The sequence below is a fragment of the Martinezella paranaensis genome, assembly GCF_014200235.1.
Lineage (GTDB): Bacteria > Pseudomonadota > Alphaproteobacteria > Rhizobiales > Rhizobiaceae > Rhizobium > Rhizobium paranaense.
Genome location: NZ_JACHBI010000019.1, coordinates 58,313 through 78,620, shown reverse-complemented (window position 1 = coordinate 78,620; position 20,308 = coordinate 58,313). Strand labels below are relative to the sequence as shown.

Here is a 20,308-nt window from a genome sequence, read left to right as displayed (position 1 = left end):
CCAACATTGTTTTTATTGCGTTTAAATCAGACTTTGCTGCGAGTGCTAAGTAAAAATGATGTTACACCTTGTATTTTACAAATGTAAAATATCGTTACAACTTTTATTCTTAGGCGGCTCCGAGATATTGATTTTCAGGCATTTCGAAACTGGCACGGGCCTTGCAGGTTCTATTTCACAAGAAGCCATCGCGCTTGAAGCGACGCCAGAAGAACGAAGGAGTACCGGGAACGCTTGCAACAGTCCTTGCTTGGAGGACTGGGCCATTCTCCCTGAAACCTTTGCCATCATCTACTTGAATGGTCGGTCCCCGGCCGCGCCACGGCGCTGGCTTTCGCCGAACCGTTTCGACTTTCGCTCGCGGTGCTTATGGCGCCGTTTCCAGCCGGCGCCGGGAGGCTCCCGGTTCAAACACAGTGGAGGCTAATGACGATGTCGTCTTTGACGCTTAACAAGATTACTTCGCAGCGCGGCATATCCGTCGGCGAAGCGACGAAGAAGATTTCCGACCTCGGTTGGAACCCGACCTATGTCCAGGAAGCCATGACGTTTCCGACGGACTACAAGATCACCAAGGCGCCGCGCGACCCGATGAAGCAGGTGCTGCGCTCCTATTTCCCGATGCAGGAGGAAAAGGACAACCGTGTCTACGGCGCGCTCGACGCGGCGCTGCGCGGCGACATGTTCCGCAACGTGGAGCCGCGCTGGGTCGAGTGGATGAAGCTATTCCTGGCGATCATTCCGTTCCCGGAAATCTCCGCCGCCCGCTCCATGGCGATGGTTGCCCGCATCGCGCCGGGTGAAGACCTCCGCACCGGCTTCACCATGCAGATGGTCGACGAGTTCCGGCACTCCACAATTCAGATGAACCTGAAGAAGTGGTATATGGAGAACTATATCGATCCGGCCGGCTTCGACATCACGGAAGAGGCCTTCGGCAAATGCTATGCCACGACGATCGGCCGCCAGTTCGGCGAGGGATTCATCACCGGTGATGTGATGACGTCGGCATGCCTCTATCTCACTGTGGTCGCCGAGACCGCGTTCACCAACACGCTGTTCGTCGCCATGCCGTCGGAGGCAGCCCGCAATGGCGACTATGCGCTGCCAACGGTGTTTCTGTCGGTCCAGTCCGACGAAAGCCGACATATCGGGAACGGCCACTCCTTGCTGATGGCGGCGCTTAAGGAGCCCGAGAACCACCTGCTCCTGGAACGCGATCTGCGTTATGCCTTCTGGCAGAACCATGCGATCGTCGATGCCGCCATCGGCACCTTCATCGAATATGGCACCACGAACCGCGACAAGAACAAGGAGTCCTACGCGGAGATGTGGCATCGCTGGATCTTCGAGGACTATTATCGGACCTACATGTTGCCGCTCGAAAAATACGGCATCAAGATCCATCACGACGACGTGCACGAAGCCTGGAACCGCATCACCAAGAAGCACTACGTCCACAAGGTCGCCCAGTTCTTCGCGGTCGGCTGGCCGGTCAACTTCTGGCGCATCGAGGCACAAGGGGAGGCCGATTTCGAATGGTTCGAGCAGAAGTATCCGGGCTGGTATGCGCAATTCGGTGAATTCTGGAAATGGTATGACAAGCTCAGCCGTCCCGGCGAGACCGTCATCACCTTCAATCAGGATGTCGGTTACGTCTATCCGCATCGCTGCTGGAGTTGCCTCGTTCCCTGCCTGATCCGCGAGGACATCGTGGTCGACGAGATCGACGGTCAGCTGCACACCTTTGCTCACGAACTCGACCGCTGGACCGCAGTCGAGGCCTTCGCCGACGAGTACCAGGGCCGTGCGACGCCGGCCATGGGCCGCTTCAGCGGCAAGCGCGAGTGGGAGACGCTCTATCATGGTTGGGATCTGGCGGATGCCATCAAGGATCTCAACTTCGTACGCTCCGACGGCAAGACGCTAATGCCACAGCCGCATCTGCGCTTCGACAACAAGGATATGTGGACGCTAGACGACGTTCGCGGCCACACGCTGCTGTCGCCACTAACGCTGCTGCGGGAAATGTCCCCTGCCGATCGTGAAAAGCACCTCGCCGAATATCGTGCGGGCTTCACCATCAATGCCTGCAACTGAAGCTATGCGAGTGCAGAGGCCGGTATTCCGGCCTCTGCATCACCCTGGAAGAGGCCGCGTCTGATTGGAGGACGCGTGTGGGAATTGGGAGGTTCAAACGAAATGGCTGACGCTCAGAAAGTGCCCGTCGCTGCGCATAAGGTAAGGCTCGAGCCGGTCGGCGTCGAATTTGAGGTCGAGAATGGCGAAACCGTGCTCAACGCCGCGTTCCGCCAAGGTATCGCTCTGCCGCATGGCTGCAAAGAAGGACAATGTTCCGCCTGCAAATGCGTGCTGCTCGACGGCGAGGTCGACATGCTGAAATATTCGACCTTCGCACTCAACGACATGGAAAAGGAATCAGGGCACATCCTGCTCTGCCGGTCGATTGCCTATTCCGACATGGAGGTCGAGCTTCTAAACTACGACGAGGAGGTGCTGTCGAAATCGATCGCGGTCAAGACCTTCCAGGGCCGCATCTCGCATATCGAGAAGCTCACCCACGATATCAGAGGCATTGAAATCGAACTCGCATCCCCGATGAAATTCTGGGCGGGGCAATATGTCGACATCACGGTCACCACGCAAAAAGGGGAGACGATTACACGCTCGTTCTCCATGGCAAATACGCCGAGCGAAACCCAGAAACTCTCTTTCATCATCAAGAAATACCCCGAAGGAAAATTCTCCGGCGAACTCGACGCAGGCGGCATCAGGACCGGAGCTTCCGTCAGCGTGGTCGGACCCTACGGAACCTGCTTCCGACGGGAAGGACGGGATGGACCGCTAGTCCTGGTCGGAGCCGGGTCGGGCATGTCGCCGGTCTGGTCAATTCTCAACGACCATCTCGCAAGCGGTGAACCGCGCCCGGTATATTTCTTCTACGGCGCGCGCACAGAGGATGACCTCTTTCATCTCGACCGCATCGGGGACCTTGTCTCGCGTCACCGCGACGTCACCTTTATCCCGGTCTTGTCGCATGCTCCTGAGGACAGCGGCTGGACAGGGGAGCGCGGCTTCGTCCACCAGAGCGTCGATGCCAAGCTCAAGGAACTCAACATCGACGGCGAGGGTGATGTCTATGCCTGCGGTCCCCCGCCCATGATCGACGCCCTTCAGCCGATCCTGTTCATGAATGGCTTCGAGAGCGAGCGTATCTTCTTCGACAAATTCACAACTTCGTCCGGAGGAGCTCCGGGTCACTAGGGCTGGGGCGAAGAACCGACATCCATCTTGGAACTTCAACAAGGGAGTGAGAACATGCCTGCAGTATCGAGTTCAGTCGGCTCTGGAGCCGCTGGTGCGGCGATCTTCGCCGATTCCGACAGCCGTAAATATCGCTATTTCGAACCCCGAGGCCAGCGGGCCACGCACTATGAGGACGTCACCGTCGACGTCCAGCCCGATCCGGAGCGCTATCTCAAACAGAACTGGATTATCTCCTTCGCCAACGGCAAGGGTGCCTATGTGAAGGACGCGACGGCCGCGCGCAGCTCAAACTGGCACGCCTTCCGAGCGCCCGACCAGGAATGGGAGCGCACCCACTACCAGCGCCAGTCCAAAATCGAGACGATGGTGCAGTCGGTGATCTCCAACGCCCGCCGGGCCGGTGCGCCGAAGACCTTCGACAAGGTCTGGATCAAGATCCTGCAGGCGCATCTGGGAGCGTGGAAGCATGCCGAGTTCGGCATGGGCACGTCGCTGATGCAGGCCCAGCGTTACGGCTACACCCAGATGATCAACAACGCCACGCTAACCAACTCATCCTACAAGCTGCGCCTCGCCCAGGACATCACGCTCTATCTCGCCGAGGTCGGCATGGACATTGCGGGTTGGGACGACGAGCTCGGCAAGAAGCACTGGCTCGAGGATGGCGTCTGGCAAGGCACCCGCGAGGCGATCGAAACGATCATGGGCGCGACCGACTATCTCGAGCAGTATTTCGCGATCAATATCGTGTTCGAGCCGTTGGTCGGTGAACTGTTTCGTTCCGGCTTCCTGATGCAGGCTTCTGCCGCCAATCACGATTTCATCACGCCGCCGGTGATTTCCGCAGCCGAGGCCGATTACGAGCGCAACCTCGCCAACACCATCGACCTCGCCTACCTGCTGGTCAACGACCCGCAGTATGGCGACCACAACAGGCAGCTCTTCCAAAGCTGGGTCTCCAAGCATGCGGCGCTGGCCGAGAAAGCCGCACTCGACCTGCAGCCGATCTGGTCGATGCCGCACTCGAAGCCCGTCGCTTTCACTGACGTCCGCGCACAGTCCGCGGAACGGCTCGCCAGCATTCTCGGCGAACTCGGCCTAAAGCGCTAATCCAAGGAGCAACATCATGTCAGTAGTCGCACGCGACAATTCCAATAACAACATCTTCAAGTCGATGAAGGACATCACCTTCGAGCAGACGATCTCGCACCAGTGTGGGGTCACTATGAACGACTCCGTCGAGGCGCGCGCCATCGCCGAGTTCATGAGCAAGAAGCCAGGTGTCGTCGTCACCTATGCGCCGGCCATGATCCGAATCGACGGCGACGGCAAGCTGATCTTCAAGATGGATGAAATCAGCGACTATCTCGGACGGGAAATGACCGCCGAGATCTTCGAGGTTAATACCTCTACCCACTATGGCCGCATGGTCCGGATCGACGACAATGAAGTGATCCTCTTCGGCAATATGGATGAGGTCTTCGAGTACATCTGAGAGAGGAGGCAACGGCGCGTCTGCTGAGGGCGCGCCGTCTAGGCTGCATCATTCGAGAGGAGGATAACATGTACATTACACCCGAAGGTAAAGAGATTTTCGTCGTCGACGGCCACACCCATTTCTGGGATGGCAGCCCGGAGAACCAGCGCAACATTCACGGCAAGCAATTTGTCGAGTGTTTTTACGCCTATCACACTGCGCTCAGTCCCAAGGAGCAACTCTGGGAGAAGAGCAAGTTCGAGAAATACAGCGCCGACGATCTCTATCGCGACCTGTTCATCGACGGCCCTGATGACGTGGCCATCGTGCAATCGACTTATCTGAAGGACTTTTACAAAAACGGCTTCAACACAGTGGAGAAGAATGCCGAGATGGCCAAGCGCTATCCGGAGCGCTTCATCGTCAACGGCTCCTTCGATCCGCGCGACGGCGAGAAGGCGCTTGAATACATCCACTTCATGAAGGAGACCTACGACATCAAGGGCGTGAAAATGTACACGGCCGAGTGGAACGGCGCCTCGAAGGGATGGAAGCTTAACGATCCAAACGCCTACAAGTGTTTCGAGCTGTGCGAGAAACTCGGAATCAAAAACATCCATGTCCACAAAGGACCGACTATTATACCGCTCAACAAGGACGCATTCGATGTTCACGACGTCGATTATGCGGCAACGGATTTCCAGAACCTCAACTGGATCATCGAGCATTGCGGTCTTCCGCGCCTTGATGATTTCTGCTGGATCGCGGTTCAGGAGACAAACGTCTTTGGCGGCCTTGCCGTGGCTCTACCTTTCATCCATTCGCGGCCGCGCTACTTCGCCGAAGTCATTTCCGAACTGCTGTTCTGGTGCGGCTCCGACAAGATCCTGTTTGGATCGGATTACGCGATCTGGACGCCGCGCTGGCTGGTCGAAAAATTCTGGGCCTTTGAACTGCCCGATGACATCAAGCAGGAGCGCGGTGTCGATCTTACACCGGAGATCAAGGAAAAAATCCTCGGCCTGAACGCGGCGCGCCTCTACGACATCAACATCGAGGCCAAGAAGGTGGCGCTTGCCAACGCTCCCTTCGGCGTCGCGGCGGAGTAGGAACGATGATACCAGACCGCACGAGCGCAGCCCGCCAGATTGAGGAGGTCTGGCGGCGCCTCGAACAGGTGAACGATCCGGAACTGGACGAGCCGATCACTGCGATGGGTTTTGTGGAGCGTGTTGTTCATGCACACGATGGCAGCGTACGTGTCGATTTCCGACTGCCCACCTACTGGTGTTCACCGAACTTTGCTTTCCTGATGCTGGACGGCGTCCGGGAGGCACTTGATTCCCTATCATGGTCGCCCGCTTACCAGGTGACACTGCACGATCATATGTTTGCTGAAGAAGTTAACAAGGGCATCGCTGGGGGAAAGTCGTTTGGTGCTATCTTCGGCGAACTCGCCGGTGACGAGGACCTTGAAAGCCTCCACGCGATATTTCGGGCGAAGGCTTTCAAGCGGCGCCAGGAGGCGGTGCTCCTGGGTTTGCGTCAGAAAGGACTTACGGACACAGAGATTGCCAGGATGGACCTCTCTTCATTTGACGCGTTTTTCTTTGACGACGCCGAGGCGGCCCGGCAAAAGCCGCGCTATCGTCAGGCGCTGCTCGACCGGTGGCCCGACCAGCGACAGGACGATGCTGTCTTTCTTACCTGGGAGGGAGACCGGATAGAGGTGGAATCCCTCGACGCCTATCTGGCCGACCTGCGCAGCGTGCGCATCAACATGGAGTTCAACGGCGCGCTCTGCCGGGGACTGAAGCACACGCGGTACAAGGAGATGAACATCGTCGATGGCGAGCCGACGCTGGTGGACTTCATCGCCGGTCGCGTCCCGGCGCGCACCGATACCACGCATACGTCTTGCAACTGAAAAACGGCCTTCCCCGAAAGAGGCCCCAACCAACAAGCCGCCCGTCAGGCGGAAGGAGGAGTCATGCCCAAACTCATGCTACACAATTCTGATGCTCGCCGGGCGCTGGCGCGCGGCGTCGGCCGCCTTGCAGCCGCCGTCGAGCCGACGCTTGGCCCGAGAGGCATGAATGCCATGATCGACCGGCCCATCGGTACGCCCATGGTGACCCGTGACGGCGTCAGCATCGCGTCCGAGATCGAGCTGTCAGATCGCTTTGAGAACATGGGTGCACAGGTGGTCCGCGAGGTTTCGATGCAGACCAATGAAATCGCGGGCGATGGAACGACGACCGCGATCGTGCTGGCTAATGCGCTGGTGCAAAAGGGGATTGAAGCCAACGAGCGCGGCGCAAAGTCCGTCGATCTCTGCAGAGGTATCGACCTGGCGGTCGACAAGGTCGTAGAGGCGCTGAAAGCCAAGTCGAAGCCAGCAAAGGGCAATGGTGCCCTTGCGGCCGTCGCCAATATTGCTGCGACAGATCCCAAGCTCGGCGCATTGGTCGCGGAGGCCTATGAGCGGGTCGGAACGGAAGGCGTCATCACCACGGATTTCAGCGTCACCACAGAGACGACGCTCGACGTTGTGGAGGGCATGTCCTTCGATCGAGGTTACCTTTCCCATCATATGGTCACTGATCAGGAGAGGATGGAAGCGGTGCTCGAGCAGCCCCTTATTCTCATGACCGATTTGAAGATCAAGGAACCGTCTTCGCTCGACGCCGCCCGTAACATTGCCGACAAGGCTGGTCGACCACTGCTGATCATCGCCGAGGAGATGGCGCCGGAAGTGGTGGTGACACTGCTCGGCAAGAGCGGTCCCGGCAAATATCTCGTCGTGCATCCGCCGGAATATGGTCATTGGCGCAAAGCGATGATGGAGGATCTCGCGATCCTGACTGGCGGTCACGTGATCGCGCGTGATCTCGGCGGGCGCATCGAGGATGTCACCGTCGAGGATCTCGGTTCGGCGGAACGTGTACGCACGAGCGCGGGCCACACCTCCATCGTCCGCGGCGGCGGCGATCATGCTGCCATCATCGCGCGCCGGGCACAGGTCCAGCGCCAGTTCGAGGCAGCCCCGCCCAATATCGAACAAGACAAGCTGCGGGAGCGGCTGGCGAAGCTCTCCGGTGGCACGGCGGTGCTCTATGCTGGCGGTGTAACACCGGTCGAACAGAAGCGCACGATCCAGCTCATCGAGGATTCGCTGCATGCGGTGCGTGCCGCGGCGGAGGAGGGCGTCGTCGCCGGTGGTGGCTCGGCACTGGCGCAGACCGCGCCAGCGCTGGATGAACTGCTCAAGCAGACGAGCGGCGATGTTGCGGAGGGTGTGCGCCTCGTCAAATCAATCCTCACGCGGCCGCTTTGGCGCATTGCAACTAATGCCGGCGCGGACCCGGAAGCGATCATTGCAGAAGTGACTCGTGTGAATAGCGGGCACGGCTACAATGCCTCAACTGGTACCTATCAGAACATGATCGACGCCGGCATCATCGATCCGGTCCGGGTAACGTATACCGCGCTTCGCAATGCGGCGTCGGTGGCCAAGCTCATTCTGACGACCGAGACGCTAATTGGCGATCTCGCCGAAGACGAGGCCGACCCAACCGCGGGTCCTGCGCTTGGTGGCGGCGCGGAGAAACTAGGTCGCCCCTAGTCGAGCCGTCAAAAAGACACCGGCGAAGCATCAGGCGCTTCAAGTGAGAAATCCGCAAACACTAAAGGTCATTTAGATGGACGCAAAGGTAGACAAAGCAGGCAAATGCCCCGTCAATCATTCGGCAAATTCGGGTCAACGGAATCGTGACTGGTGGCCGGATCAACTCGACTTGCAGATGCTTCACCATCATTCCGGTCTTTCCGACCCAATGGGCAAGGACTTCGACTATGCCGAAGAGTTCAAGAAGCTCGATCTCGACGCGCTGAAGCAGGATCTTACCGCGCTGATGACGGATTCGCAGGATTGGTGGCCGGCCGACTTCGGCCATTACGGCGGTCTCTTCATCCGCATGGCCTGGCACAGCGCCGGCACCTACCGCATCACCGACGGGCGCGGTGGCGCCGGCCAGGGACAGCAGCGTTTCGCGCCGCTGAACAGCTGGCCCGACAATGCCAATCTCGACAAGGCTCGCCGGCTGCTCTGGCCGATCAAGCAGAAATACGGCAACCGGATCTCCTGGGCCGACCTTATGATCCTCACCGGCAACGTCGCGCTGGAATCCATGGGCTTCAAGACCTTCGGCTTCGCCGGCGGCCGCGCCGACGTCTGGGAGCCGGAAGAACTCTACTGGGGTCCCGAAGGCACCTGGCTCGGCGACGAGCGCTACAGCGGCGAACGTGAGCTCGCCGAGCCGCTCGGCGCCGTGCAGATGGGCCTCATCTACGTCAACCCGGAAGGTCCGAACGGCAATTCCGATCCGCTGTCTTCGGCCCGCGATATCCGCGAAACCTTCGCCCGCATGGCGATGAACGACGAAGAGACCGTGGCGCTGATCGCCGGCGGCCATACTTTCGGCAAGACGCACGGCGCCGGCGACCCGTCCCTGGTCGGCGTCGAGCCGGAAGGCGGCGCGATCGAGGACCAGGGCCTCGGCTGGAAGAGCTCGTTCGGCACCGGCGTCGGCAAGGACGCCATCACCGCCGGCCTCGAAGTCACCTGGTCGCAGACGCCGACCAAGTGGAGCAACTACTTCTTCGAAAACCTCTTCGCTTTCGAATGGGAGCTGACGACGAGCCCGGCCGGCGCCAAGCAGTGGCAGGCCAAGAACGCCGAAGCCTCCATTCCGGATGCCTATGACGCTTCGAAGAAGCACCTGCCGACCATGCTGACGAGCGACCTCGCGCTGCGCTTCGATCCGATCTACGAGAAGATCTCGCGCCGGTTCCTCGAAAATCCGGCTGAGTTCGCCGACGCTTTCGCCCGCGCCTGGTTCAAGCTGACCCACCGCGACATGGGACCGAAGGTGCGCTACCTCGGCCCGGAAGTTCCGGCCGAAGACCTGATCTGGCAGGACGTGATCCCGGCCGTCGACCATCCGCTCGTCGACGACAAGGACATTGCCGACCTCAAGGCTAAGGTTCTCGCCAGCGGCCTTTCCGTGCAGGAACTGGTCTCGACCGCCTGGGCTTCGGCATCGACCTTCCGCGGCTCCGACAAGCGCGGCGGCGCCAATGGCGCCCGCATTCGCCTTGCTCCGCAGAAGGATTGGGAGGTCAACCAGCCGGCCCAGCTCGCCAAAGTCCTCGCCGTTCTTGAAGGCATCCAGAAGGGCTTCAACGCCGCCCAGACCGGGGCGAAGAAGATCTCGCTCGCCGACCTGATCGTGCTCGCGGGTGCAGCCGGCGTTGAAAAGGCGGCGGCCGCCGGCGGCAATGCCGTCAGCGTGCCCTTCACGCCGGGCCGCATGGATGCTTCCGAAGCCCAGACGGACGCGCATTCCTTCGCAGCGCTAGAACCGCGCATCGACGGCTTCCGCAATTATGTAAACGGCAAGCGCCTGCAGTTCATGAAGCCGGAAGAAGCGCTCGTCGACCGTGCCCAGCTGCTGACCCTGACCGGACCTGAGATGACCGTCCTCGTCGGCGGCCTGCGTGTCCTCAAGGCCGGCCAGCCGGAACACGGCGTCTTCACCGCCCGTCCCGAGACGCTGACGAACGACTTCTTCGTCAACCTGCTCGACATGGCCACGCAGTGGGTTCCGACCGCCGGCAAGGACGGCGTCTATGAAGGCCGCGACCGCAAGACGGGTGCGCCTAAGTGGACCGGCACCCGCGTCGACCTGGTCTTCGGCTCGCACTCGCAGCTGCGCGCCTTCGCCGAAGTCTACGGCCAGGCCGACGCCGAGGAGAAGTTCGTCAACGACTTCGTTGCCGCCTGGAACAAGGTCATGAACGTCGATCGCTTCGATCTCGTTTGACTGATTGGGTTTCGCCCATCCGCAGCTTCGGCTGCAAGCGGGCGAAACCGCAGGCTCGCGGAGATGGCTGAATAGTCAGATGAACCGCGCCCATTCATTGCTTCAGTAAGGGCACCGACATTAGGCGCCTGTTCATGGAAACCAACGGAGGCCGAATTGGCAAGAATGATTCATTCAATGATCCGCGTGCTCGACGAAGCCCGATCCGTCGATTTCTACGGAAAGGTTTTCGGCTTCGACGTCGCGGATCGATTGGATTTTGAGACGTTCACGCTCGTCTATTTGAGCAATGCTGAGGACAACTTTGAACTGGAACTAACGATCAACAAGGGCAGAACCGACCCGTATGTCCTTGGTGATGGATATGGTCATATCGCGGTGTCGGTCGCAGACATTGAGGCGGAACACAGTCGGCTTAGGGATGCCGAAATTGAAGTCGGCAAGATTGTCGATTTCAACAGGGACGGTTACCTGTTGGCCCGCTTCTTCTTCGTCACCGATCCCGACGGCTATCGCATTGAAGTTTTGCAGCGGCATGGCCGTTTCAGGTAGTTCGTGGTCATCCACAGTTAGAGAATGCAGGTGGAATCACGCTTTGGAGCAGATAAAGCGGCTCCCGCGAACGCAACGAGGATTAGACAAAATGATGGGGCCTCCTTTGCGAACCGATCACTTCCCACCTCAAAGCCCCGCAGTGTTAGATGAACCTCCTTCTGATCCCGAATTGATCTAGTTTCCGGTAGAGCGTCGGCCGCGAGACACCTAGCCTTTGAGCAACCTTGCTGAGATTGCCCTGTTCGGCCCTTAAGGCGCTTTGGAGAGCTTGGCGCTCCGCATCCTCAAAACTCAAGACCTCAGTGTCCACTGCACCTTCGATATCAGGGGCTGCAGAGAGCTTGGGGGATGAGGTTATATCGGCAGGAAGATCTTCAAGCTCTATGTGCCCCGTGTTTGAGAGCAGTTGAAGCCGTTCAACAAGGTTGCGCAGCTCGCGCACATTTCCCGGCCAGGGATAGGCGAGGAGGGCGTCCAGCGCTTGATTCGAGAATAGCAGCGGCAGACTTCCCCTGCGCTCAGCCAGTTTGTGGTTGAAGTGTTCGATCAGCAGCAGGCTGTCGCTGCCTCGCTCCCGGAGCGGCGGAACGCAGATGGACACCGTGCTGATCCGATAGAAAAGATCCTTGCGGAAACGGCCGTTTGCGACTTCGATCTTGAGATCGCGGTTTGTCGAGGCGACTAGCCTTACATCGACAGGCCGTAGCCGACTTTCGCCCAGCCGGTTGACCGCCCGCTCTTCTAGCACGCGCAGCAGGAAGGGCTGCATGTCCAGAGGCATCTCGCCGATTTCATCGAGGCTAAGCACGCCGCCGCTCGCGAGTTCGAACAAGCCGGGCTTGCCCTCCCGGGAGGCTCCCGTGAACGCGCCGCTGACATGGCCGAACAGCTCGCTGCCGAACAGCTCCTTGGTGACCGCGCCGCAGTTAAGCGCGATGAAGGGGCTGTTTCCCGATTTGCGGCTGGCGGTGTGGATGAGCCGAGCAAAGAGTTCCTTTCCGACCCCCGTTTCTCCTTCGATAAGGACCGATGTGACATCGTTCGTTTCGCCGATCTTGCAGGCGATATCGACGGCCGCGCGCAGGGCTTCACTTTGCCCAACGATCAGCGCACGTTCATCCTTCAACCGCTGGGATGCAGGCTTGTTTCCAATCTGCACCGTTCTCCCACTGTCGGTCTTGGGAAAAACAAATGCCGCGCCGCGGACGTCGCCATCCAATTCGAGCGGGCAAATATGGCAGGATTGCATGTCATCGGGCAGCGTGCTCGCAAGGCTGTCGAGATAACCGGTGCTGCTCAGCTCCGGCAATTGACAGTGCCCTGAACCTCTACGAGCCAATTCCCCAAACCGCTTTCTTTCCGCGTCCGGCACATTACTGCTGTAGATGGCGCGGCCATGGCGATCTATGATCATCACGCCATCGTTCGAACGATACCGGCTCGCCGATGCGATGAAGGCTTCGAGCAACCGCGTCCGTTCTTCATTCTGCGAATCCGCGAGCGCCTGCTCGATTTCCCGCGCGGCGGCCGTGACCAGTGCGATATTGTGCGGCCGGAAAATATCGGGGGAACCCGACAAATCGACAACCCCGATGACCTTACCATCGTAAGGATCGTGGATCGGCGCGCCAGCGCAAGTCCAGGCCTTTATGCCGGCGCAAAAATGTTCGGCAGCGTGGACGAACACCGGCTCGCCAGTCCAAAGGGCCGTCCCGATACCGTTGGTTCCGACGACGTCTTCGGTCCATTTGCCGCCAACCCCGAGATGAATGTCCATCCCGTCGAAGATTGTCTTCTCATCGCCAATGACGTCGATCAGGACGCCGTCGCTGTCTGCAAGCATGAGCATGGCGCCCGTGCCGCCCAGCAGCCTGCCGATCGCGCCGAAGGGGCGGGCTGCGGCGACCAGCAGCTCCTGCCTGCTCCTTGCAAGGGCTTCTATCGCATCTTTGTCAGTCTCAATTGGCGCCTCGTTGCGCTGTGCGTCGATACCGCCCTTGGCACACCGCTGCCAGGAGTCGTTGATTGTCGAGCGCACCGGCAGCGAAGACCGGCTCGGATGGCTGCTGCCCCCCACAAGCGATTCCCAAGCGCGCATCGTGACACGCTCGTCATAGGAGGACGCCAACATCGCATCACCAGCCAAAGACCGGCCAGCCGCCTGAGGGCGGGATTTTGCTGAAGGTCGTGGCGTGTACATCTCTCGGCTCATACGGCTGTTCACATTCCACATTCGGGGGAACTTTACGCCAAAATGGCGCAGAAGACGAAGGCGTGCGCCACGCCTCAGGTCTCGGGAGGAATGTCGAGCCGCCGGCCGATGTCAGCCGCCAAGTCCGCGGTGCCATAGGCGGGTCCTACCAGAACACCGTTCACATCCGACAGCGCGTCCGTCATTGCGTCGTCGAGCGGTGCAATAAAACCATTGGCCTTTGTCGCCAAAGCAAAAACCTTCATACCATTGCGGTCGCGAATATCCCCGAAATGTTGCAACTGCCGCCCGGTGCCGACATCGACGGCGATTACGCGGCCGTTGGTCGTGACCCGGATCTTCGGTTCCACCGCGTGAACCGGTGCCGCGCCCCCTATATGGATGATGAGACCTTCCGGTTGCGGGGCTGTCGTTGGTTTTTTTGATTCCGAGTAACGGCCGCCGCTGATTTGATCCGCGAGTTTTGTAATGACTCCGCGGTTCCGTTCTATCAAACGTCGGATCTCCGCGTCCTCCCGACGCGGCCCGTCCCGCTTCGAAAATATCTCCATCGTGAACCCTCCCAGATTCAGTCAAAGCCTATTTTTGCACTCGGTCCTAAATAAAGGTACCACGTTTTCACGTTGCCGCCAGAGGCAATATAAGGCATTCAAAATGCGATCGGTGGTATCCGGCTGCAGCAAAACCGCATTCGAGCTGTCCATTGCTGCAAATCGTTAATCCTACGAGCGGTCCTGAGCTGGATTGGATGAGAGATTTATCGCCTACTCGCTTCGGCGAACGATACAGAATATCGGCAACGACTTTTGTAGTCCGATTTTGCGTCATCAGCTAGCAAAGTAGTTAAGATCGGGCATCCGGACAGACCCCCCCATCTTCGGCGAGACGAGCCGCTGCCGGCAGAGGGGCACGCGCCCATGTAAACAGCCTAGTGTCGGAGACGACGTTTCGGTAAACTCACCGGCATGAAAACCGGGAGGTGGGATCAGTGGCCCGATACCCGCTCTCAACGTTCATCTCCGCTGGGAAACGAACCTTTCGTGCCCGACACGCAGCAACACGTCGGCTTTTCACTTTCGACAGCAGACCGCAATGGATTTGGCAAACCCCGGTCATGTCCCGGCGCAGGCAATAACCGGAATGCGCCGTCTGGAGCCTCCGCGAGATTATTACCCTGATGCCGGCCCGCATTGCCATCATACTCAATTCACCTGAAGTTCAGATCTTAAAGCGGCAAATCTTTCGGCGAGGTACCAATTCAGGGGTTTCTCACATTCTTCGTCAACCCACGCGTCGAAGGAAAGGCGCATCGCGCCGACTGCCGTCAAAGCGACGTACCTCAACCCGACGGCGCGGGCCGCGTCCGGCCAAAGCGCAGACAAAGCATCGAATGCTGCGCGTTCCATTTCGATGAATTTGGCCTGATTGCCCGCGATCAGTTGCTCCTCCGACATCACGATCCGACCGATCATGATGGCCGTTTCGGGTTTCATCTTTCGTGCGAGCGAGGACAGCGCGGTTTCAACTGTCTCAAAGGGGGAGACGGCCGTGCCGAGCCCCCTGATCTCGTTCCCAAGTTCATCCGGCACCATACCTTGCCAGGCCAGAATGATCTCTTCCTTGGATCGAAAATAATGAAAGAACGTCCTGCGTGCGATTCCGGATTCGTCGGCTATGGCATCAAGGGTTGTTGCGGCGTATCCGCGCTCCGTGAAAAGCCGAAGACCGGTTTCCATAATCTTTTCATGCCTTTCACGGCGTTTTGTTTCGCGAAGTCCCATGTCTGATCTCACCTCTTGGATTGAGGGAGTTTATCGCACGAAAGAATCCTCTTGTAAATTTGCACCGGGTGCACTATGCCTAATTGCACCGGGTGCATATTTGGGGGCTGCAGTGAGAGCGATCAGGATCAACGACTTAAAAAACGAGCCGCGACTTGACGAAGTCCCTCTTCCGGTCGTTGGTCGCGGCGACGTGCTGATCCATGTGGAAGCGGCTTCACTCAACCCGCAGGACGTTCCTATAGCCACAGGATTTGACGGCAATTGCTTTGACATCAGGCTTCCGCACACACCCAGGTCGTTGTCGTCCTTCAATGAGATATCCGACGCGCCGCGACCTGGTCTCGAGAATCTTGCCTGACGGCGCCGGCGCCGGCGCTGCACATCGCAACCGGCTCCCATTCGCAGCCGCTACCTTCCACCACAAAGAGACCATGTGCCCCGTGACCGGGTGGCTAACCTGAATACCAGAATAACCGCATTCGGTTCGAACGCTGAAGATGCGACCGCCATGTTACAATCGAAACGAAAGGAAAATTGATGCAACATTCCAGATTTAACCTGCCTGGCACTTCTATCCAACTGTCGCGGCTTGGCTATGGCACCATGCAACTGCCCGGTCCTCATGTATGGGGTCCGCCGCGTGACAGAGACGCTGCACTTGCCGTTTTGCGGGAGGCGGTGAACCTCGGCGCCAACCACATCGATACGGCCGAGTTCTATGGCCCCCGAGTGGCCAATGAACTGATCCGGGAGGCCCTGTTCCCCTATCCCGAAGATCTCTTCATCGCTACAAAAGTGGGGTTCGAGAGAGGTAATGATGGCTCGTGGTTCCCCGATCTGAGCAGAGATGCGCTCGAGGGAGCGGTCTATCAGAACCTGGAGACCCTTGGCGTGGACGTTCTGGACCTGGTAAACCTGAGGGTCGGAGGCGCTACAGGTCCCGCAGAAGGTTCGATCAGCGAGCCATTGTCGGTTTTGGCTGGACTGCAGTCAAAAGGCCTGATCAAACACATTGGCCTCAGCAACGTCTCCCAGGTCCAGTTCGAAGAAGCACGTTCTGTCACATCCATCGTCTGCGTCCAGAACCAGTACAATCTCGTGCATAGAAATGACGATGATTTTATCAATGAGTTGAGCCGCCAGGGCGTAGCTTACGTCCCCTTCTTCCCTCTGGGCGGGTTTACGCCGGTTCAGTCAGCATCACTTTCCCAAGTAGCGTCGTCACTCGGCGCGACAGAGAAACAGGTCGCTCTTGCATGGCTTCTGCAGCGCGCGCCCAATATTCTGGTGATCGCAGGTACGTCGTCAGTCCAGCACCTCAGGGAGAATTTTGCTGCCGGAGCGTTGGTTTTGTTGCCAGAGCATTTGTCGACCCTCGACAACATTGCATCCCAGGGAAAGGCAGCGTGAACTGAATGAGCGCGCCTCACAACAACCACGGGACCGCCGATATTGCTGACGAACTCGCTATCAGGGACCTGGTTGCCCGCTTTTCCGACGCGTGCATCCGCGGTGATATCGAACAGTTCACAGAAACCTGGATGGCGGAGGGGAGGTGGCTTATCGGGCAGCCTTTCGAAGCAAAATGCGAAGGAATCGATTCCATCCTCAGTCATCTGCATTTCCTGCGTGACGGGCTGATTTTTTTCACCCAACTTGTCACTCATGGTGTGCTCGACGTGAAAGGAGATCGGGCGACGATCCGGTCGCCTGTCTGGGAAATGGCATCGGGGCCCGCTGATCATTTCTATAACAACCTCGGCCTATACCATGATGTCGTTGTTAAAACCGATGGCAAATGGCGTTTCCTGGAGCGACGGTACGAGTACATCTGGTTAAGCACCGACCCCTTTCCCGGCGTCGCTATCCCGCGCCAGTCATAAAGCAAAAATCGGGACACGCCTGATAACCGGACGCGACGCTGTCGTGTCCGGGGACCCTTATGGGGATTGACGCCGAATGTTGCAGTTTGGGCGTGATGTATCACAATTCAAAGGTTTCTTATGAAAATTGGTTCCCCCAAAGAAATTCGCGCTGGCGAGGCGCGCGTCGGCATGACGCCCGACAGCGCGCTAGGTTTGCAGAAACTCGGATATGATTGCATTCTTGAAACCGGTGCAGGTAAGGCGGCCGGTTTTTCCGACGACGCCTATCGCGCAGCCGGTGTGACGATCGTCGACAGCGCCGATGCGCTTTACGCCGGATCCGACATCATCGCCAAGGTTCGCCCGCCGGAAACATCGGAGACTGATCGCCTGTCTTCGGACAAGACGCTGATCTCGTTCTTCTATCCCGCCCAGAACAAGGACCTTCTGGAGCAGGCCAGGGAAAAGGGCGCCAACGTCATCGCCATGGACATGGTGCCGCGTATCTCCCGCGCCCAGAAGATGGACGCCCTGTCTTCCATGGCCAATATCGCCGGTTATCGCGCGGTGATCGAGGCCGGCAATAATTTCGGCCGCTTCTTCACGGGTCAGGTCACCGCCGCCGGCAAGGTGCCCCCCGCCAAGGTTCTGGTGATCGGTGCCGGCGTTGCCGGTCTTGCCGCCATCGGCACGGCCACCTCGCTCGGAGCCGTCACCTATGCCTTCGACGTTCGCCCGGAAGTAGCCGAACAGATCGAATCCATGGGCGCTGAGTTCGTCTATCTCGATTTCGCCGACCAGCAGCAGGATGGCGCAGCCACCGGCGGTTATGCCGCCCCCTCCTCGCCGGAATTCCGCGAGAAGCAGCTGGAAAAATTCCGCGAACTCGCGCCTGAAATCGATGTCGTCGTCACCACGGCGCTGATCCCCGGCCGCGACGCCCCGAAACTCTGGCTCGCCGACATGGTAGCGACCATGAAGCCGGGTTCGGTCATCGTCGACCTCGCCGCCGAGCGCGGCGGCAATTGCGATCTGACGGTTCCCGATCAGCGCATCGTGTCCGACAATGGCGTCATCGTCATCGGCTACACGGATTTTCCGAGCCGCATGGCGACGCAGTCTTCGACGCTTTACGCCACCAACATCCGCCACATGATGACCGACCTGACGCCCGGAAAGAACGGCAAGCCGGTTCACAATATGGAAGACGACGTCATCCGCGGCGCGACCGTCACCTATCAGGGCGGGATAACATTCCCGCCGCCTCCGCCGAAGATCCAGGCGATTGCCGCCCAGAAGCCGAAGGAAAAAGCAAAAGAGCTGACGCCTGAGGAAAAGCACGCCAAGGAAAAGGCCGAGTTCAAGGCGCAGACCAAGAACCAGGTCGGGCTTTTGGTTGTCGGCACGGCCATCCTGCTGCTCGTCGGCCTTTATGCGCCAGCAAGCTTCATGAGCCACTTCATCGTTTTCGTGCTTGCCTGCTTCGTCGGTTTCCAGGTCATCTGGAATGTCAGTCACTCGCTGCACACGCCGCTGATGGCCGTCACCAATGCGATTTCCGGCATCGTCATCATCGGCGCGCTGCTGCAGATCGGCTCCGGCAACTGGCTGGTGGTGATCCTGGCCTCGCTTTCCGTCCTGATCGCGACGATCAACATCGTCGGCGGTTTCCTCGTGACACGGCGCATGCTCGCCATGTTCCAGAAGTCGTAAGCCAAGCGGGGATCTGTTTAAATGACCATTGGTATCGTTTCCGCGGCCTATGTTGCCGCAGCCGTTCTGTTCATCCTCTCGCTCGGCGGTCTTTCCGGCCAGGAAAGCGCCAAGCGCGCCGTCTGGTACGGCATCGTTGGCATGGGCCTTGCCATCATCGCCACCGTCTTCGGCCCTGAGATCAGCAAGGGTGTCGGGCAATGGCTCGTCGTGCTCCTCATGCTGGCCGGCGGCTCCGTGCTCGGCTACTTCGTGGCGAGCCGGGTGCAGATGACCGAGATGCCGCAGCTTGTGGCGGCTCTTCACTCCTTCGTCGGCCTTGCCGCCGTCTTTATCGGCTTCAACGCCCATATCGAGGAAGCGCATGTCGCCTCGCTCGATGAAACGGCGCGTTCGTTGCTGACGGGCTTTTCCGCCATTCTTGCCCACAAGACGGCGGTGGAACTGGCGATCATGAAGGTCGAGGTCTTCCTCGGCGTCTTCATCGGCGCGGTCACCTTCACAGGCTCCGTCGTTGCCTTCGGCAAGCTTGCCGGCAAGGTGGATGGCAAGGCGAAGAAGCTGCCGGGCGGACATCTGCTGAACGCGGGTGCCGCTGCCCACTCACTCATCCTTCTGCTCGTCTATTTGCTCGGCGGTGGCGACTGGACGTTACTTCTGATGACTGCTCTCGCCTTCTTCATCGGCTACCACCTGATCATGGGCATCGGCGGCGCCGACATGCCGGTCGTCGTTTCGATGCTGAACAGCTATTCCGGCTGGGCGGCCGCCGCCATTGGCTTCACGCTCGGCAACGATCTGCTGATCGTGACGGGGGCGCTCGTCGGTTCCTCAGGTGCGATCCTCTCCTACATCATGTGCAAGGCGATGAACCGCTCCTTCATCTCGGTCATCCTCGGCGGCTTCGGCGGCGCGACGGGTCCGGCGATGGAAATCGAGGGCGAGCAGGTGGCGATCGACGCCGAAGGCGTGGCATCGGCGATCAACGACGCAGACGGCGTCGTCATTGTCCCGGGCTATGGCATGGCGGTGGCGCAAGCGCAGCAAACCGTCTCCGAACTGACCCGCAAGCTCAGAGCCGCCGGCAAGACGGTCCGCTTCGCCATCCACCCGGTGGCGGGACGTCTGCCCGGCCATATGAACGTGCTGCTCGCCGAAGCGAAGGTGCCCTACGACATCGTGCTTGAAATGGACGAGATCAACGACGACTTCCCCAATACCGACGTCGTGATCGTCATAGGTTCCAACGACATCGTCAACCCGGCGGCACAGGACGACCCGAACTCGCCTATCGCCGGCATGCCCGTGCTGGAAGTGTGGAAGTCGAAGCTCGTGATCGTCTCCAAGCGCGGACAGGGCACGGGCTATTCCGGCATCGAAAACCCGCTGTTCTACAAGGACAATACTCGCATGTTCTATGGCGATGCCAAGAAGTCGATCAACGATCTTCTGCCGCTCCTCACGTAATCGAACGGGCAAACAAGACCGGAGGCGCGCCCACCCCCAACACAGGCGCCAGCAGGTGAACC

General features: G+C 59.1%; 16 protein-coding genes and 1 pseudogene. 13 read left to right on the top strand and 4 right to left on the bottom strand.

Annotation, left to right across the window (positions count from 1 at the left end):
• The first annotated feature begins 426 nt into the window (after positions 1-426).
• The 9 genes from GGD50_RS29260 to GGD50_RS29220 all read left to right on the top strand — a co-directional run bounded on the left by GGD50_RS29260 (position 427) and on the right by GGD50_RS29220 (position 11,202).
• A complete protein-coding gene (locus GGD50_RS29260; protein WP_210318999.1) occupies positions 427-2,100 on the top strand; it encodes an aromatic/alkene/methane monooxygenase hydroxylase/oxygenase subunit alpha in 1,674 nt (557 codons plus the stop codon).
• A gap of 102 nt (positions 2,101-2,202) precedes the next feature.
• Positions 2,203-3,285, top strand: coding sequence for an NADH:ubiquinone reductase (Na(+)-transporting) subunit F (locus GGD50_RS29255; protein ID WP_183940737.1), 1,083 nt, complete (start codon positions 2,203-2,205; stop codon positions 3,283-3,285).
• Between the two features lie 54 nt (positions 3,286-3,339).
• Entirely contained in the window at positions 3,340-4,398 is a 1,059-nt protein-coding gene (locus tag GGD50_RS29250; protein ID WP_183940735.1) for an aromatic/alkene monooxygenase hydroxylase subunit beta, read from the top strand.
• A 16-nt stretch (positions 4,399-4,414) separates the two neighbouring features.
• Positions 4,415-4,783 carry an MmoB/DmpM family protein gene (locus GGD50_RS29245; protein ID WP_183940733.1) on the top strand — a complete coding sequence of 123 codons (369 nt, stop codon included), beginning with the start codon at positions 4,415-4,417 and terminating at the stop codon, positions 4,781-4,783.
• Positions 4,784-4,851: 68 nt separating this feature from the next.
• Positions 4,852-5,874, top strand: coding sequence for an amidohydrolase family protein (locus tag GGD50_RS29240; RefSeq protein ID WP_183940731.1), 1,023 nt, complete (start codon positions 4,852-4,854; stop codon positions 5,872-5,874).
• A gap of 5 nt (positions 5,875-5,879) precedes the next feature.
• The gene (locus GGD50_RS29235; protein ID WP_183940729.1) at positions 5,880-6,692 is read left to right on the top strand and encodes an iron-sulfur cluster assembly protein; all 813 of its coding nucleotides are present in this window, start codon (positions 5,880-5,882) and stop codon (positions 6,690-6,692) included.
• Positions 6,693-6,755: 63 nt separating this feature from the next.
• Positions 6,756-8,390, top strand: coding sequence for a molecular chaperone GroEL (gene groEL, locus GGD50_RS29230; protein ID WP_183940727.1), 1,635 nt, complete (start codon positions 6,756-6,758; stop codon positions 8,388-8,390).
• Between the two features lie 76 nt (positions 8,391-8,466).
• Complete coding sequence (gene katG, locus GGD50_RS29225) at positions 8,467-10,650, top strand: catalase/peroxidase HPI (RefSeq protein ID WP_183940725.1); 2,184 nt, start codon at positions 8,467-8,469, stop codon at positions 10,648-10,650.
• A 156-nt stretch (positions 10,651-10,806) separates the two neighbouring features.
• On the top strand, positions 10,807-11,202 hold the full coding sequence (locus GGD50_RS29220) for a VOC family protein (RefSeq protein ID WP_183940723.1): 396 nt from the start codon (positions 10,807-10,809) through the stop codon (positions 11,200-11,202).
• A 145-nt stretch (positions 11,203-11,347) separates the two neighbouring features.
• Here GGD50_RS29220 and GGD50_RS33020 read toward each other — a convergent pair whose 3' ends face one another.
• From GGD50_RS33020 to GGD50_RS29205, 4 genes and pseudogenes are all read right to left on the bottom strand, one after another.
• Positions 11,348-12,619 carry a sigma-54 interaction domain-containing protein gene (locus GGD50_RS33020; protein ID WP_246451611.1) on the bottom strand — a complete coding sequence of 424 codons (1,272 nt, stop codon included), beginning with the start codon at positions 12,617-12,619 and terminating at the stop codon, positions 11,348-11,350.
• A gap of 144 nt (positions 12,620-12,763) precedes the next feature.
• A pseudogene (locus GGD50_RS33015) lies at positions 12,764-13,048 on the bottom strand (GAF domain-containing protein); the annotation flags it as partial.
• Between the two features lie 443 nt (positions 13,049-13,491).
• The gene (locus GGD50_RS29210) at positions 13,492-13,968 is read right to left on the bottom strand and encodes a hypothetical protein (RefSeq protein ID WP_183940721.1); all 477 of its coding nucleotides are present in this window, start codon (positions 13,966-13,968) and stop codon (positions 13,492-13,494) included.
• A 651-nt stretch (positions 13,969-14,619) separates the two neighbouring features.
• On the bottom strand, positions 14,620-15,198 hold the full coding sequence (locus GGD50_RS29205) for a TetR/AcrR family transcriptional regulator (RefSeq protein WP_183940719.1): 579 nt from the start codon (positions 15,196-15,198) through the stop codon (positions 14,620-14,622).
• A 540-nt stretch (positions 15,199-15,738) separates the two neighbouring features.
• Between GGD50_RS29205 and GGD50_RS29200 the strand changes: the two genes are divergently transcribed.
• From GGD50_RS29200 to GGD50_RS29185, 4 genes are all read left to right on the top strand, one after another.
• Entirely contained in the window at positions 15,739-16,611 is an 873-nt protein-coding gene (locus tag GGD50_RS29200; RefSeq protein WP_183940717.1) for an oxidoreductase, read from the top strand.
• 5 nt (positions 16,612-16,616) lie between these two features.
• Positions 16,617-17,084 (top strand): nuclear transport factor 2 family protein, encoded by a 468-nt coding sequence (locus tag GGD50_RS29195; protein ID WP_183940716.1) that lies wholly within the window; start codon positions 16,617-16,619, stop codon positions 17,082-17,084.
• A gap of 120 nt (positions 17,085-17,204) precedes the next feature.
• On the top strand, positions 17,205-18,779 hold the full coding sequence (locus GGD50_RS29190; protein WP_183940714.1) for a Re/Si-specific NAD(P)(+) transhydrogenase subunit alpha: 1,575 nt from the start codon (positions 17,205-17,207) through the stop codon (positions 18,777-18,779).
• A gap of 21 nt (positions 18,780-18,800) precedes the next feature.
• Positions 18,801-20,246, top strand: a complete 1,446-nt coding sequence (locus tag GGD50_RS29185) for an NAD(P)(+) transhydrogenase (Re/Si-specific) subunit beta (protein WP_183940712.1) — start codon at positions 18,801-18,803, stop codon at positions 20,244-20,246.
• The last annotated feature ends 62 nt before the right edge of the window (positions 20,247-20,308 follow it).